Raw genomic sequence first — 14,435 nt, 5'->3', positions numbered from 1 at the left:
GAGGGGCTAGGGCACGATCACCATGCGCTGCTCGTCCCGGGCGGTGGCATAGGTGAGGGGGTCGAAGGCCGGTTGCGCTTCGAGCTGTTCGCGCGAGGCGTTGATGAAGAGATAGCGCATGCCCGCCGTATCGGCGGAAAACACCAGATTATCAAAGCCTACGGCGACCGGCTTGGCACCCAGGCCCAGAAACCCCCCGACATCGACAACCACGGCATCGATGGCGCCTTCGGGCGTTTCGACGACATTGCCAATGGTGCCAATCTGCTCGTCATTGATGCCGTAAACCGCAATACCGCGCAGCTGATCGGCGGTTAGGCCGGACTGGTCGACTTCGCTGAAGTCGGTGCGATCGAGCGGCGCGGTTGCTTCGACGGGCGCATCGGGCTGATCGGTGGTGAGTTCGGGATCGATGGGCGCGGCATTGGGATCGCCATCGACCATCTGCTCCTGTTCTTCGTCCGGCGTCATCTCGGGACCGGTGGCCGCTTCGCTTTCGCTCCAGATAAAGGCGGGTGCCGCGGTCAATGCTTCGGCGGTGGTGGGCAGGACCCAACGGCGGCTGCCGTCTTCGCGCTCGATCTGCTGGAGCTGGGTGAAGTCGACGGCAACGTCTTTCTCGCCGACGCCCAGAAAGCCGCCTACGCCGAGCACTACGGCAGAAACGCCCTGGCCGGAGGTGACCACCATGTCCTTGACGGTGCCGATCTGTTCGGCGTCGTCTTCGGGCCCGGCATAAACCGTTTCGCCCAGCAGCACCGTCACCAGAATGTCCTCGCCCCGGCTGGAATATCCCTCCGACAGGATCGTGGGAGGGGTAAGGCCACTTTGCTGAAGCTGGCTTGGCGTTCCGCTGCGCGGCGTTGCAGCCGGGGACTGCGCGAGGGCCGGGGCTGCGAGCAAGAGCGCGAAAGTCGAAGCCAGGGTCAGGGGTCGTAGCATGGCGGTCTCCAGAAAGAGGCTCAAACAGAAAGGGCCGACCCAAAGGCCGGCCCTGAAGCGCTAATCCACAGGGGATTAGTTGGTGGTGGGAGCAGCCGGAGCCATAGCGCCACCGGCAGCAGGAGCGGTGCCATCGGCAGGAGCCGTGGTGGTATCGGTGTCTGCGTCAGCTGGCTCGTCTTCTTCCCAGACGAATTCAGGAGCGCTGGTCAGGGCATCAGCCGTGGTGGGAACAACCCAACGTTCGGTGTTGTCAGCAGCGATGACAAATTCGAGAACGTCGAAGGGAACGGCCACGGACTTTTCGCCAATGCCGAGGAAGCCGCCCACGCCGATCACGACGGCAGTGATCTGGCCATCCTGATTGAACACGATGTCGGTGATGTTGCCGATTTCCTCGGCGTCATCGCCAGCGGACGAATAAACGGCCTGGTCGATCAGCTGGGAGCCCAGGTTGTCGCTGTCGACGGCAACATAACCAGACGACATTTCAAAGGTTTCAACCGCAGCGCCTGGCTCAGCTTCAACAGGAGCCGGAGCATTGGCAGCCGGTGCCGGAGCCGTAGGGGCCGAAGTGGTCGCCGGTGCGGTTTCGGTGGTGGTCGTGGTGGTTTCGTTGTTGGCAGGTGCGTCGGTGCTCTGTACCGGAGTTGCGTCCTGAGCGATGGCGCCTGCAGTCATCAGTGCTGCGAATGCCGTAGTGGCCAAAAGGGTGCGGATCATTATAGGCTCCATAGGTTCATTGTTGTTATGAACAGGGCCGTGCGGTGCTAAACTTGCGAGGTGGCGCACCGTGCGGCCCTTGATGTTGTGGTAACGCGGCTGTGTGCGAGGGGTTCCCGGATTTGCCGACATTGCGTCGCAAGCCGAGCCCGCGCGCGGACCGATACATGGGTCAAGGCGAGCCCGCGCGAGGGGCTTGCGGGACCCACGAGCCGCGGGGCTGTTGCGAGGGGAGTGATGCGGGCGGGCCGATAATCGGGCCGCGCCGGATTCTCAGTCGCTGAGGGCGGCGGTGTCGCGGTCGTAGTTGCGCATGGCCCGATGGGGCATGCCGCCATCCATCAACTCAGGCCCAAAGGCGACGAAGCCCAGCTTTTCGTACATGCCCAGCTTATCGGACTGCGCGGTCAGATAAAGGCGGTGTTGTCCGGCGGCGGCAGCCAGGCGGGTGGCTTCGGCCATCATCGCCTTGGCGATGCCGCGGCCGCGCCAATGCTGACGCACGGCAACACGGCCGATCTTGGTGTGTTCGGGCAAGGCAATGAGCCGGAGCGTGCCCACCACTTCGCCCTCCGCTACGGCGACAAGATGGGTCGCCGTCAGATCATAGCTATCGTGCTCTTCTTCCTCGGGCACCTTTTGCTCCCAGACGAAAACTTCGCGCCGCAGCGCGAAGGCTGCGTTGCAGAGGGTGGAAAAGACCGGGACCGGCAGGATGGTGAGAGGCGATTGCATAGCACGGCCATAGCTCATGTCGGCCCCGCTGGGAACTGGCTGCGTCAGTGCGCAAAGCGGCCATGCACCAGATCATGCACGAAGGCGAGCTTTTCGACCACGGCGGGGGTGAGCACGAAGGGATAAGCGTCGGGGTGGCCCATGGCGCGATTGAGATTGTTGAGCAGCAGGGCGAGCGGCACCCAGTGATCGGCAATGGTGGCGAAATCCTGCTGGCGATACGGGTTGAAATCGGCGTCCACGGCAAGGCTTTCGTCCTGGCCCTTGGGGCGGGCGTGCACACCAAAGGCGGCGGCCATTTCCACGGTATCGGTGATGTGGAGATAATGGGCCCAGGTTTCGGCAAAATCCTCCCAGGGATGGCAGGTGGCATAGGCTGAGATATGGGTCTGGGGCCAGCCGAGCGGGGCACCATTGGCGTAATAGGTTTGCAGCGCCTTGCCATAATCGGCCCGGTCGTCACCAAAGAGGGCGCGGAAGGGCTCGATGGCAGGGGTGTTGTCGACTAAAAGGTCCCAATAGTGGTGGCCGATTTCGTGACGGAAATGGCCCAGCAAGGTGCGATAGGGCTCGCCCATCTGGGTGCGGCGCTTTTCGCGCTCAGCGTCGTCAGCTTCCACAAGGGCGATGGTGATGATGCCGTTTTCGTGCCCGGTCATCACCGGGGCGGTGCCGGCGGGTTCGTCGGCAAGGAAACGGAAGGCGAGGCCGTGCTGGGGATCTTCCCCGCGCGTTTGCAGAGGCAGGCCGAGTTCAATCAGGGAATAGAAGAGGCGCTTTTTGGCCCGCTCGATGGTTTGCCAGCGGCTCAGATTTTCTGGCTGTTCAATCGGCGGGATGGTCTCGTTGTGGCGGCAGGCGGCGCAGAACACATCACCGTCCGGCGCCGCTTCGATCAGCCAGTTGCAGGCGCCGTGCTGGGCATTGGCGCAGAAGACATAGGGCTGATCGGGAAAGGCGGGCGAGGTCCAGTTGCCGCCGTCGTTCTGCACCAGGGAGACCAGGGCGTTCTTGCCGGAGATATAGCCAAGTTGATGGCCACACACTTCGCAAACGGCATTTTCGAAATAGATGGTGTTGCCGCAATGGTCGCAGTTGAACAGCTTCATGGAAGGCCCCGGAGATATGCCAGGCCTCAATGATTAACGGGGTGGGCAGTTCCACCACTTGCCGCAGGCTGGAGGAGGGGGCCGGTTAAACGCTGCCAATGGTTTTGAGGCGGATGCGGGGGTGCACCTCGTTCTGGCTCATCACCACGGTTTGCGGGCGGAAACGCTCGATAATGGAGCGCACATGGGGGCGGATGCCGGGAGAGGTGATCAGCACTGGCAGCTCCCCTTGCTGGGCGGCGCGTTCAAAGGCGGTTTGAATTGCGCCAATGAACTGCTGCAGCCGCGAGGGGGCCATGGCGAGGTGGCGGTTGTCGCCTTCGCCGATCATGGCCTCGGCAAAATCGCGCTCCCAGGTGGGCGACAAAGTCAGGAGCGGCAGGTTGCCATCGGGGCCGAGATTGGCGGCACAGAGCTGACGGGCGAGGCGCGAGCGGACATGCTCGACGATCATCTGCATGGACCGACCCGGGCCGGCGATCTCGGCGACACCTTCGAGGATGGTCGAGAGGTCGCGAATGGAGATGCGCTCGTTGAGGAGGGTCTGCAGCACGCGCTGGATGCCCGAAACGGTAATGAGTCCGGGGACGATGTCCTCGACGAGCTTTTGCTGCTCCTTGGGCAGGCCGGACAGGAGCGACTGCACATTGGCGTAGCTCAGCAGGTCCGCGACATTGGCCTTGAGCACTTCGGTCAGGTGGGTGGAGATCACAGTAGAGGGATCGATGATCGACAGCCCCCGCAGTTCGGCCTCGTCGCGCAGAGCTGGCTCGATCCAGGTGGCGGGCAGACCGAAAGTGGGCTCGGTGGTGTGGTGACCGGGCAGGTCGATGGAGCGGCCCATCGGGTCCATCACCATCAGCTGGCTGGCCCAGATCTGGCCGTGGCCAGCTTCCACTTCCTTGATGCGCACCTTGTAGTCATTGGGCTCGAGCTGCATGTTGTCGAGGATGCGCACGGGCGGCATGACAAAGCCCAGTTCGGTCGCGAGCTGACGACGCAGCGCCTTGATCTGTTCGGTAAGACGGTCGGAGCCGTTTTCGTCTTCCTTGACCAGCGACAGCAGGCCATAGCCGAGTTCAAGCTTGAGTTCGTCGATCTTGAGGCTATCGGTGATCGGCACTTCAGGAGCGGGGCCGCCGGGGCTGCCGATCTGGGGCGGGTTTGCCAGCGCGGCGAGGCGCGTGGCATCGGCCTGCTTTTCGCTCTTGGTCGCAGCGGAGCGCCAGGCCAGGTAGCCGACGCCCGCCGCGATGGCGAGGAACGGAATGACCGGCATCCCAGGCAGAAAGGCCAAGAGCCCCATCACGGCGGCGGACATGCCCAAGGCGCGCGGATAGCCGGTGAACTGGGCGGAAAGGGCTTTGTCGGCGGAACCCGTGACGCCAGATTTGGACACGAGAATGCCGGCGGCGGTGGACACGATGAGGGCAGGGATCTGCGAGACCAGACCATCGCCGATGGTCAGCAGGGTATAAACATTGCCAGCTTCCTGGACGGTAAGGCCTTCCTGCATCATGCCGATCACCATGCCGGCAACGACGTTGATGAAGGTGATGATGAGGCCGGCAATGGCGTCACCGCGCACGAATTTGCTGGCGCCGTCCATGTTGCCGAAAAAGGCGCTTTCGCCTTCGAGTTCGGCGCGGCGCACCTTGGCGGTGGCTTCATCGATCAGGCCCGCCGACAGATCGGCATCAATGGCCATCTGCTTGCCGGGCATAGCGTCGAGGCTGAAGCGGGCCGCCACTTCGGCGATGCGGCCCGAGCCCTTGGTAATGACAATGAAGTTGACCAGCACCAGAATGGCAAAGACCACGACGCCGATGATAAAATTGCCGCGCATCACGAAGTTGCCGAAGGCTTCGATGACATGGCCGGCGGCGTGGGTGCCGGTGTGACCTTCCGACAGGATGAGGCGGGTGGTGGCAAGGTTAAGGCCGAGCCGCAGCATGGTGGCGATCAGCAGAACCGTCGGGAAGGACGAGAATTCCAGCGGCTTCTGGATAAAGAGTGCCGTCATCAGGATCATCACGGAAAAGACGATCGAGACTGCCAGCAGCCCATCGAGCAGGAGCGGCGGCATAGGCACGATGAGAATGACGATGAGGCCCATGACCCCTGTCGCAAGGGCAATATCGCCTGAGCGCAGGGTATCGAGCACGGCCGCGCCAGTCGGCAGCTTGAAGGCCGGGCGGGTGCGCAGGGTGGGCAGCTCGCTCATGCGGTGGCCTGGTCCGGGATGGTGTCGTGCTCAGCGGGAAAGGCTTGGGCAGTTTCCCAGGCCTGGGCTGCCGCCGACGCCGTGCCGAGCTGATCGGTGCTGACAGCAAGGGTCAGGGCGGCAATGATGGCCAGCGCCAAGGCCGACGGCTCGCGCGAGGCGAGTTCGGGCTTGCCCGCAAGGGGGCTCACGGGGCCCATCATGCCACGGCCCTGCGTTCACCGGGATCGGGCACCAAAGTGCCTTCATCGGAATATTGGTTGAGCTTGTTGCGCAGAGTGCGGATGGAGATGCCAAGGATATTGGCGGCGTGGGTCCGGTTGCCCAGCGTGTGATCGAGGGTGTCGAGGATCAGGTCGCGCTCCACATCGGCCACGGTGCGGCCCACAAGGGCACGGGACATGGCTTCGGCGGTTTGCGCCAGCTGGGACGAAAGGGAGCCCGCGGATGCCACTTCATGCAGGCCCATGCCGTCGGGCAGGACGATGGCGTCGGCGGTGATGCTTTCGCCCGAGGACAGCAGCACGGCGCGGTGCAGCGTATTTTCGAGTTCGCGGACATTGCCCGGCCAAGGAGCGCGGACCAGGGCGTCGCGCGCATCCTCGGTGAGGCTGCGCGGCAGCAGGCCATTGGCCTTGCTGTATTTGGCCACGAAATGCTCGGACAAGGCGATGATGTCGCCCGGCCGGTCCCGCAGGGCGGGGAGCTTGAGATTGACCACGTTGAGGCGGAACAGCAGGTCTTCGCGGAAGGAGCCTTCCCGCACGGCGTCGGCGAGGTTGCGGTTGGAGGTGGCGAGGATGCGGATATCCACGGCCACCGGCTTGCCGCCGCCGACTCGATCGATCAGGCGCTCCTGAATGGCGCGCAGCAGCTTGGCCTGCAGCCGCACATCCATTTCGGAAATTTCATCGAGCAGAAGCGTGCCGCCCGAGGCTTCCTCGAACTTGCCGATGCGGCGGGCGACGGCGCCGGTGAAGGCGCCTTTCTCGTGACCAAAGAGCTCGCTTTCGAGGAGCGCCTCAGGGATGGCGGCGCAGTTGACCGAGATAAAGGGCTTTCCAGCGCGCTTGGAGCGGGAATGAACATATTTGGCGATCACTTCCTTGCCGGTGCCGGACTCGCCGGTGATGAGGATGGAAGCGTCGGAGCCCGCGATTTGGTCGGCCATTTTCACGATGCGGGCCATGGCGGGGTCGCGGAACAGGAATTCGGAGGAATCCCGAGCGACGGCGGCGATAACGGCGGCGATCAGCTCGGCATCGGGGGGCAGGGGGATGTATTCCTTGGCGCCGGCACGAATGGCGTTGACCGCGGCCGCGGCATTGGTTTCCACGCCACAGGCAACAACGGGCACGGCGATGCGCTCGGCTTCGAGCCCGCCGATGAGCCGGGCGATGTCCATCATCACATCGACCAGCAGCAGATCGGCGCCGCGGCCGGCGCGCAGCGTCGCGAGGGCAATATCGACCGAGGGGGCATGGGCGACCTTGGCGCCGCCATCCATGGCCATCTTGGTGGCGGTGCTGAGCTGGCCTTCGAGAGCTCCGACGATGAGTAGACGCATGGCGGTGCTCCCTTATTGTGGCTTGATGACTTCGGTCATGGTGACGCCGAGCCGGTTTTCGACCAGCACGATTTCGCCGCGAGCGACGAGGCGGTCATTGACGAGGATCTCGACGGCTTCGCCGACCTGACGGTCGAGTTCGATGACGGTGCCGACATCCATGCGCAGCAATTGGGACACCGGCATCTTGGTGCGGCCCAATACGACGGAGATGCGCACGGGCACATCGAAAACCGCTTCGAGGTCGGCTGCGGTGCGCTCGAGATGAGCTTCGGGACCACGAGCCATGCCGCTCGCGGCGGCCATTTCCTCAAAGTTCATGTTGTCGCTGTCGTTGGGGGCGCTCATGAATGGGGTTCCTCATGGCTGATCTGCGGGTGGCCGCCCTCGAGATAGGCAGCGATGCGCCGGTCGATGTCGGTGGAAATGGAATCAAGATCGCGCACGAGGCCGCCATCGACCCATTCGAGCCGGCCGTCGCCCAGGCGCTGCTCGGGGTCACCCATGACGATCAGGCGGCCGTTAAAGCCGGAGGTGGTCATATGGGCGGTGGCAATGTCGCGCACGCCATCGGCAATATCGGGGTGGCAACGGATCACAAGGTGCGGCACGCCTTCGAGATTGGCCATGCATTCGGCGATGAGGCCCTCGAGCTCCGCGGTGGGTTCGCGGGCCAAGAGTTGCAAGGCGAGCTTGCGGCCAATGCTGGCGGCCAGTTCCACCGCTTCGCGGCGGCTATTGGCGGTCGCATCGTCCAGGGCCGCGGCCATTTCGGCGCTGCGAGTAGCAAGGGTCGCGGCAGCAGCGGCGATGGTTTGCGCGGCCATGGCGGCGGCGTTCTGGGCGCCGGCGGCAAAGCCTTCGGCATAGCCTTCTTCGCGCGCTTCGGCGACCAGGCGGGCCACGAGGTCTTCGGCCATGCCGGCGCGCGGTGAGACCGCGGCAGCACTGGGGCGCTTGCCGAGGTCGAGATCGAAGGTGAAGCGGGCGTGACTGGCCATGGTGCTAAGCGATCATCTGCTCGTCGGACTTGCCCTTGAGGATGATGATCTCACCCTGAGCGGCCAAATCCTTGGCGGTGGCGACCATGCGGCCCTGGGCTTCATCGACATCCTTGAGGCGCACGGGGCCAAGCGCTTCCATGTCATCCTTGAGGAGCTTGCCGCTGCGGGCGGACATGTTCTTGAAGAAAAATTCCTTCATCGTTTCGTTGGCGCCCTTGAGGGCGAGCGCCAGCTCGGCCTTGTCCATGCGCGCCAGCAGAGTTTGAGCCGCCGAAGCATCGAGCTTGGCCAGGTCCTCGAAGGTGAACATCAGCGACTTGATGCGCTCGGCGTCCTCGCGGCTGTTTTCCTCGAGGCCGGTGATGAAGCGGGCTTCGGTCTGGCGGTCGAAGGAATTGAAGATCTCGGCCATCTGCTCGTGGCTGTCGCGGCGCTTGGTGTGCGACAGGGTCGACATGAATTCGGTGCGCAGCGTGTTCTCGATCTTTTCGAGAATGTCCTTTTGCACGGGATCAAGCCCGAGCATGCGCTGGATCACGTCCATAGCGAGTGCTTCGGGCAGAACGGCGAGCACCTTGCTGGCGTGCTCAGGCGCGATCTTGGACAGCACCACGGCGATGGTCTGGGGATATTCGTTCTTGAGATAGGCGGCGAGCACGTCTTCCTGAACGTTGGAGAGCTTTTCCCACATATTGCGGCCGGCCGGCCCGCGGATTTCCTCCATGATGGAGCTGACACGATCGGAGGGGAGGAAGGACAGCAGCAGGCGCTCGGTGGTTTCGGTGTTGCCCGACAGCGAGCCATTGGCCGACACGCTGGTGACAAACTCCACCATCAACTCGTCCAACATGGCCTGGGTGATCGGGCCAAGGCGCACCATGGCGCGGCTGAGCTGGCGGATCTCGACCTCGTCGAGCTCATCGAAGATGGGCTTGCCGTGATCGGGGCCGAGCGCGAGGAGAAGCGCTGCAGCCTTTTCGTCGCCCCTGAGCGAGCGGTGTGGCGCATCGTTGCCGACCACCAGCTGCTTGCCCATGGAACCCATGGCGTCGGTGGTGTCGAGGGATTGGGAGACCAGGGCCATGGGTTATGCCGCGCTGCTCAGCCAGTCGCGCACGATCAGTGCGGCCTGCTTGGGATTTTCCTGAACCAGACTACCCACGGTCTTTAGCGTCTGGAGCTGGCTTTCGCCCAAGGTGCGGGCATTGGCCATCCAATCGGGCGCGCCGGTAACCGATTCGGGCGCTTCGATGGGCACGAGCTGACCTTCGGGGCCCAGCGCGACAGGTGCGCCGAGTTCGGCACCGGAGGGGAGGGCGAGAGGCTGGGGTTCAGGGACCAAGGCGCGCTTGAGCAGGGGGCGCAGCACGAAGAACACGAGGGCCAGGGCGATCAGCAGGGTCACGGCCATTTCGGCTGCATTCATCAGGTCGTCGCGCGTGAAGTCGAGGAGCCCCGCGGCGTTGTCGGTGCCGGGCAGGTTGAGTTCGGGCCGCTCGGCAAACTGCATGTTGACCACGTCGACGCTGTCGCCGCGGCTTTCCGAATAACCCACAGCCGAGCGTACCAGGGTGAGCACCTGGGCAATCTCTTCAGCTGAACGGGGGCTGTAGGTCAGATTGCCCGCGCCATCATCGGCATAAACGCCATCCACCACCACAGCGACGGAAAGGCGCTTGATGCTGCCCGCTTCGGTGACGGCAGTCTGGGTGGTCTTGGAGATTTCGTAGTTGGTGACTTCTTCGGACGTGGTGCCCTGCTCGAGCGTGCCATCGGCGGCAGTTTGGGAAGCGCCGGGCAACTCGTTGGCGATGGTCACCTGGTTCTGATTGGCGCCGGACTGGTTCTCCTGCTCGCGCAGCTGGGTGGAGCGGACGACCTGGCCTTCGGGGTCAAAGGTCTCCGAAGTGGTGGTGGAGCGGTTGAAGTCCATCTCGGCCGCAACTTCGACGCGGGCACGGCCAACGCCAACGATGTTGGCGAGCATGTCTTCAAGGCGCGTACGGAGCCGGTTTTCGTAGCCAAGGGTTTTTTCGGCCGCTTCGCCGGCGAGGGCGCCCTGCGCGCTGTCACCGGTGCCGGAGGCGAGGAGGGTGCCGGTATCATCGACAATGGAGACGCGGGTCGGCGAGAGACCCTCGATGGCGGAGGCGACGAGGTGCTGGATGGCGCGGATTTCGCCGGCAGCCAGTTCGCCGCGCACGGACAGGACGATCGAGGCGGAAGGATCCTTGCGCTCGCGCCGGAACAATTCGCGCTCGGGCAGAACCAGGTGAACCCGGGCGGACTTGATGCGGGCAAGGGAAGAGATGGTGCGGGCGAGTTCACCTTCAAGCGCGCGAACATTGTTGATGTTCTGCACAAAGCTCGTAGCGCCAAGCGTGTTCTGCTCGTCAAAGATCTCGTAGCCGACCTGGCCGCGAGTGGGTAGGCCGGCCCCGGCGAGATCCATGCGCAGCTTGGTGATCTGCTCGCGCGGCACGAGGATGGTATCGCCTTCGCCGCGCAGCTCGAATGGGATATTGAGGGTTTGCAGTTCGGTAGTGATCGCGGACGAATCTTCCAGCGTCAGCCCGGTGTAAAGCGGCGCCAGGTTGGGGGCTGAAGCGCGCATCATCAGGAAGGCGAAGAAGCCCAACATCAGCACCGCTACGGTGGCCATGGCAGCAAGGCGCGGCAGGCCAATGCGGTTGATGAGCTGGGTCAGGTTATTCAAGTCGGTACTCGAGGTTCACGTCACCGGCGATGAAAGCTGCCGCCCGGCAAAAATTACCTAGTGTTTGGTAAACATTGTCTTAACTTGTGGGTGCCCAGCGGTTGCGCGGGCAAAAATTGCCGGACGGGAGAGCAAGTGTGTTGAAAGTGCTAGGGCGGGTCACGTCCATCAATGTGCGCAAGGTCTTGTGGGCGGCCGATGAGTTGGGACTCCCCTATGAGCGGGAGGATTGGGGCCTGCCCTTGCGCGATCCCAAGGTGCCCGAGTTCCTGGCGCTAAATCCCAATGGACAGATCCCGGTGTTGATCGATGATGGATTCGTGCTGTGGGAAAGCAATGCGATCCTGATCTATCTGGCGGAAAAGGCAGGTGACGGGCGCTTGCTACCGAGTAGGCTGCAGGAGCGGGCGCGGGTGCTGCAATGGCTGGGCTGGCAGGCGAGCGAGCTTAATCCACCCTGGGGTTATGCCGTGAATGCGCTGATCCGCAAGACGCCCGGTTATGATGATCCCGAGCAGATTGCAGCGTCACTGCGAGCCTGGGGCGCCAAGATGGCGTTGTTGGATGGGCATCTGGCCAAAGGCTCGCCGTTTGTGGCCGGGGCTGAGTTCAGCATTGCCGATATTGCGCTGGGCCTTTCGGTGCATCGCTGGATGAGCGTGCAGGCGGACAAGCCCGTGTTTGCAGCAGTGCGGGAGTATTATGATCGGCTGCTCGGCCGGGAGGCGGGGGCAAGATGGATGGGGGCGGAGACGCCTTAGGAGGCGGATTGGGGGTCTAGTGCCAAGAAAACGAAAAACCCGCAGGGCGGACCCGGCGGGCTTTGGTGCTCGTTATCGGTTTGGACCGGATCAGCCCTCGCGGTAATGCTGGATCCAGGTGGTCCGCAGGCCGGCAAGTCCATGCTTGTCGATGGCAGCCTGCCAGTTCAGGAACTCGTCGACGCTGAGTGTGTAGCGGTCGCAGGCCTCTTCGAGGCTGAGCAGACCACCGCGCACCGCAGCAACAACTTCGGCTTTTCGCCGAATGACCCACCTCCGCGTATTGGCGGGGGGAAGATCTGCGATCGTGAGCGGACTTCCGTCCGGTCCGATAACGTACTTAACGCGAGGACGCATCTGTACGGTCATTTTACTCTCTACTCAACCTGACCATAGGAAGGCAGAGTAGCGATGCTGACTTAAAATTCAGCTAAGGGGAAACGAACAACAGGTTAAGAATTAGAAGGAAAATCAAGGTATTCGGGACGCAAAGCGTGTCGCGACGGGTCAGGTGGCCGGCGTTGGGGTGCGCACATCCCGGACCTGGGAAAGGGGGTATTTGGAGGTGCCGATGGTCAGCAGCGGCTCCGTGCCCGAAAAGTCCACCGCGTTCACGATCCCGACCGCGGCCGTGGTGATGCCGACCGTATTTCCGCTCAGATCGGTACCGGTGATCTCGATGGAATACAACCCAGCAGGTTGAGCTAGCCCGTTGGAGCCCTTGCCGTCCCAAGCGAACTGGCCGTTGCCCGCGGGAAGCGAGCCGTTCTCGGAGTAAACGATGCTGCCGGCGGCGTTCTTGATGTTCACCTTGGCGTTCTGCACGGCCCCCGAGGCGACATAGCCCCACAGAGCCTTGCCGCCCTTGAGCTCGGAGGAGGTGCCGGCGACGGTGACTTCCTTGCCGATATAGTTGACCGCGTCGGTTTTGCCGGCGCTTTGGCTGGCCATCATCATGGCTTCAAGGAAGTCGTTGGTCTTGAGCTGCTGTTCCACGCCAGTGAACTGCACCAGTTGCTGGGTGAACTGGTTGGTATCCAGCGGCTCGAGCGGGTTCTGGTTCTTGAGCTGGGTGGTCAGGATGTTGAGGAAGGTGTCGAAATTATCGGCAATGGTGTTGCGCGAGTTGCTGATCGCACCGGCGGCAGAGGTTGCGGATATGCCATTAACAGCCATGATTGTTCCTCAGGCGATGATGTTGACGCCGCCAGCCGCAAGGCTGCCGCGGTAAAGATTGACGCTGGGAAGGGGTAGCGGGTCGGCATCGCCGCCGCTCGGGCCGCCACCGAACGAGCCTCGGCGTTCCTGCTCCTGCCCATTGCCCTGGCGCCCGTCGCCTGGGGAGGGGTTTTGCCGGAGGGAGAATTCGAGGTTGGTCTTGCTGGCATCGAGCCCGGCCTGCTGCAGGGCGCGTTCCAGCCCGCGCTGGTCGCGCTGCATCAGATCGAGGGTTTCGCTCTTATCGACGATGAGGCGGGCATTGACCTGCCCCGCTGCATCGAATTCGAGCTTGACCTCGATGCGGCCGAGCTCGGGCGGATCGAGACGGATCTGGAAGTGGGAATTGCCGGCATTGGCCTGGTGCCCCAGCTCAAAGGCGAGCTGGGGCAGGTTGAGCTGTTGCTGGGTGGTCTGGTAGCCAGGCTGCACGGGACGGAGGGCGGCGGCGGCGACCTCGGCCCGGTCGAGCGCGCTGGGCAGGCTTTTGGCCGCGGCAGCATCAAGCGGGGGTTCGGCGGCAGCGGGAGCGGGCTTCGCGTCGGTTTCGGCGGTTGGCTGGGTGTCGGTGCCGAGAGCCGGGTCAGGCTCGATGCTGGGCTGCGCGAGCGTCGGTGCCGTGGAGCCGGTGGAGGTAAGGGGCGCGGCAGTGCTGGTGCTCGGGGCAGCCGGGTCGGCGGGAGGGGCGGCCGGGATGGCGCGGGTCAGCTTGGCCACCGCGTCTTCGAGCGCGGCGGCGCCGGCGGCAAGGGCCTGCTGATCAAGGCCGGGACCGGCTTGCTTGAGGCCGGCGAGCAGTGCGGCGAGCTTTTGACCCAGTTCGGGACCACCGTCGGCGGCATCGGTGCCGAGAAGCTGTTCGGCCAGCGGCGCCAGGGCATTGGCCAGCTGTTGCGCGAAATCGCTGGCCGGTTCGCCACCGGCTGCGGGCTGGGCCGGGCTGGACAGGGAGATGCCCAACTGGTCGGCGAGCCGGCTGAGAGCGGTGCTGGCCGCGCCGAGGTCGTCGCCTGCGGGAGACTGGCCGGCAGCGAGGCTTTGGGCGATGTTGGCGAGGCTGTCGAGCAGCTGGGGCAGGGCGGGAGGTTCGGGGACGAGAGCGGCTTCGGCTCCCAGAGCCAGCCCAAGGTCTTCGGCTTCGATGTCGGTTTCGCCCGCAGTTTCGAGCCCTATTTCGAGCGCCTTGCCCAGGCTCAGGTTGAAGCTCGAGGCCGGCGTGGTGCCGGCATTCGCGCCGGTGAGCAGGCTGGCGAATGCGTCAACGGGCGAAGCGGGTGCGGCGTCGGCATCGGCGGGCGAGCCAAAGCTTCGCGTGACGCTGCCTGCACCGCTTGCGACCGAAAGGGTAAGATGGGATGCCACTTTGCCGAAAAATCCTGCAACTACTCGCCCCGTGCCATGCAAGGAGCTTGCCAGTGATCCAAGGCGGCTAAGTG

15 protein-coding genes are annotated in these 14,435 nt (G+C 63.8%); 1 reads left to right on the top strand and 14 read right to left on the bottom strand.

Features of this window, described 5'->3' with window-relative positions:
- Positions 1–6: 6 nt before the first annotated feature.
- The 11 genes from AC3YOG_RS14335 to fliF form a co-directional block, all read right to left on the bottom strand.
- Entirely contained in the window at positions 7–942 is a 936-nt protein-coding gene (locus tag AC3YOG_RS14335) for a PRC-barrel domain-containing protein (RefSeq protein WP_489935577.1), read from the bottom strand.
- Positions 943–1,017: 75 nt separating this feature from the next.
- Positions 1,018–1,665, bottom strand: coding sequence for a PRC-barrel domain-containing protein (locus tag AC3YOG_RS14330; RefSeq protein ID WP_489935576.1), 648 nt, complete (start codon positions 1,663–1,665; stop codon positions 1,018–1,020).
- A 273-nt stretch (positions 1,666–1,938) separates the two neighbouring features.
- Entirely contained in the window at positions 1,939–2,400 is a 462-nt protein-coding gene (locus tag AC3YOG_RS14325; RefSeq protein ID WP_489935575.1) for a GNAT family N-acetyltransferase, read from the bottom strand.
- Between the two features lie 44 nt (positions 2,401–2,444).
- Positions 2,445–3,509, bottom strand: a complete 1,065-nt coding sequence (locus AC3YOG_RS14320; protein ID WP_489935574.1) for a zinc-binding metallopeptidase family protein — start codon at positions 3,507–3,509, stop codon at positions 2,445–2,447.
- Positions 3,510–3,594: 85 nt separating this feature from the next.
- A complete protein-coding gene (gene flhA, locus AC3YOG_RS14315; protein WP_127753922.1) occupies positions 3,595–5,733 on the bottom strand; it encodes a flagellar biosynthesis protein FlhA in 2,139 nt (712 codons plus the stop codon).
- Positions 5,730–5,924 carry a hypothetical protein gene (locus AC3YOG_RS14310; RefSeq protein ID WP_127753921.1) on the bottom strand — a complete coding sequence of 65 codons (195 nt, stop codon included), beginning with the start codon at positions 5,922–5,924 and terminating at the stop codon, positions 5,730–5,732. The genes flhA and AC3YOG_RS14310 overlap by 4 nt, the downstream gene beginning before the upstream one ends.
- An 8-nt stretch (positions 5,925–5,932) precedes the next feature.
- Positions 5,933–7,300: a sigma-54-dependent transcriptional regulator FlbD gene (flbD, locus tag AC3YOG_RS14305; protein WP_489935573.1), complete on the bottom strand. Its 1,368-nt coding sequence runs from the start codon at positions 7,298–7,300 to the stop codon at positions 5,933–5,935.
- A 12-nt stretch (positions 7,301–7,312) separates the two neighbouring features.
- Positions 7,313–7,606 carry a flagellar motor switch protein FliN gene (fliN, locus tag AC3YOG_RS14300; RefSeq protein WP_248305347.1) on the bottom strand — a complete coding sequence of 98 codons (294 nt, stop codon included), beginning with the start codon at positions 7,604–7,606 and terminating at the stop codon, positions 7,313–7,315.
- 38 nt (positions 7,607–7,644) lie between these two features.
- The gene (locus AC3YOG_RS14295; RefSeq protein ID WP_172124069.1) at positions 7,645–8,301 is read right to left on the bottom strand and encodes a FliH/SctL family protein; all 657 of its coding nucleotides are present in this window, start codon (positions 8,299–8,301) and stop codon (positions 7,645–7,647) included.
- 4 nt (positions 8,302–8,305) lie between these two features.
- The gene (gene fliG / locus AC3YOG_RS14290; protein ID WP_127755283.1) at positions 8,306–9,340 is read right to left on the bottom strand and encodes a flagellar motor switch protein FliG; all 1,035 of its coding nucleotides are present in this window, start codon (positions 9,338–9,340) and stop codon (positions 8,306–8,308) included.
- 51 nt (positions 9,341–9,391) lie between these two features.
- A complete protein-coding gene (fliF, locus tag AC3YOG_RS14285) occupies positions 9,392–11,020 on the bottom strand; it encodes a flagellar basal-body MS-ring/collar protein FliF (RefSeq protein ID WP_489935572.1) in 1,629 nt (542 codons plus the stop codon).
- 137 nt (positions 11,021–11,157) lie between these two features.
- Between fliF and AC3YOG_RS14280 the strand changes: the two genes are divergently transcribed.
- On the top strand, positions 11,158–11,781 hold the full coding sequence (locus AC3YOG_RS14280) for a glutathione S-transferase family protein (RefSeq protein ID WP_489935571.1): 624 nt from the start codon (positions 11,158–11,160) through the stop codon (positions 11,779–11,781).
- Between the two features lie 90 nt (positions 11,782–11,871).
- Here AC3YOG_RS14280 and sciP read toward each other — a convergent pair whose 3' ends face one another.
- The 3 genes from sciP to AC3YOG_RS14265 form a co-directional block, all read right to left on the bottom strand.
- Complete coding sequence (gene sciP / locus AC3YOG_RS14275; RefSeq protein ID WP_035102845.1) at positions 11,872–12,150, bottom strand: CtrA inhibitor SciP; 279 nt, start codon at positions 12,148–12,150, stop codon at positions 11,872–11,874.
- Between the two features lie 138 nt (positions 12,151–12,288).
- Entirely contained in the window at positions 12,289–12,957 is a 669-nt protein-coding gene (locus AC3YOG_RS14270) for a flagellar hook assembly protein FlgD (protein WP_489935570.1), read from the bottom strand.
- 9 nt (positions 12,958–12,966) lie between these two features.
- Positions 12,967–14,361 (bottom strand): flagellar hook-length control protein FliK, encoded by a 1,395-nt coding sequence (locus AC3YOG_RS14265; RefSeq protein WP_489935569.1) that lies wholly within the window; start codon positions 14,359–14,361, stop codon positions 12,967–12,969.
- Positions 14,362–14,435 lie beyond the last annotated feature (74 nt).

Source organism: Devosia sp. Z6_126, assembly GCF_058133495.1.
The sequence above is the reverse complement of the archived record's forward strand: the minus strand, read 5'-3'. Positions and strand labels throughout refer to the sequence as shown.

Bases quoted from the DNA above. Each gene is read 5' to 3' on its own strand.
- AC3YOG_RS14335 (WP_489935577.1), bottom strand. From the start codon at position 942: ATGCTACGACCCCTGACCCTGGCTTCGACTTTCGCGCTCTTGCTCGCA.
- AC3YOG_RS14330 (WP_489935576.1), bottom strand. From the start codon at position 1,665: ATGATCCGCACCCTTTTGGCCACTACGGCATTCGCAGCACTGATGACT.
- AC3YOG_RS14325 (WP_489935575.1), bottom strand. From the start codon at position 2,400: ATGCAATCGCCTCTCACCATCCTGCCGGTCCCGGTCTTTTCCACCCTC.
- AC3YOG_RS14320 (WP_489935574.1), bottom strand. From the start codon at position 3,509: ATGAAGCTGTTCAACTGCGACCATTGCGGCAACACCATCTATTTCGAA.
- flhA (WP_127753922.1), bottom strand. From the start codon at position 5,733: ATGAGCGAGCTGCCCACCCTGCGCACCCGCCCGGCCTTCAAGCTGCCG.
- flbD (WP_489935573.1), bottom strand. From the start codon at position 7,300: ATGCGTCTACTCATCGTCGGAGCTCTCGAAGGCCAGCTCAGCACCGCC.
- fliN (WP_248305347.1), bottom strand. From the start codon at position 7,606: ATGGCCGCCGCGAGCGGCATGGCTCGTGGTCCCGAAGCTCATCTCGAG.
- AC3YOG_RS14295 (WP_172124069.1), bottom strand. From the start codon at position 8,301: ATGGCCAGTCACGCCCGCTTCACCTTCGATCTCGACCTCGGCAAGCGC.
- fliG (WP_127755283.1), bottom strand. From the start codon at position 9,340: ATGGGCAAGCAGCTGGTGGTCGGCAACGATGCGCCACACCGCTCGCTC.
- sciP (WP_035102845.1), bottom strand. From the start codon at position 12,150: ATGACCGTACAGATGCGTCCTCGCGTTAAGTACGTTATCGGACCGGAC.
- AC3YOG_RS14270 (WP_489935570.1), bottom strand. From the start codon at position 12,957: ATGGCTGTTAATGGCATATCCGCAACCTCTGCCGCCGGTGCGATCAGC.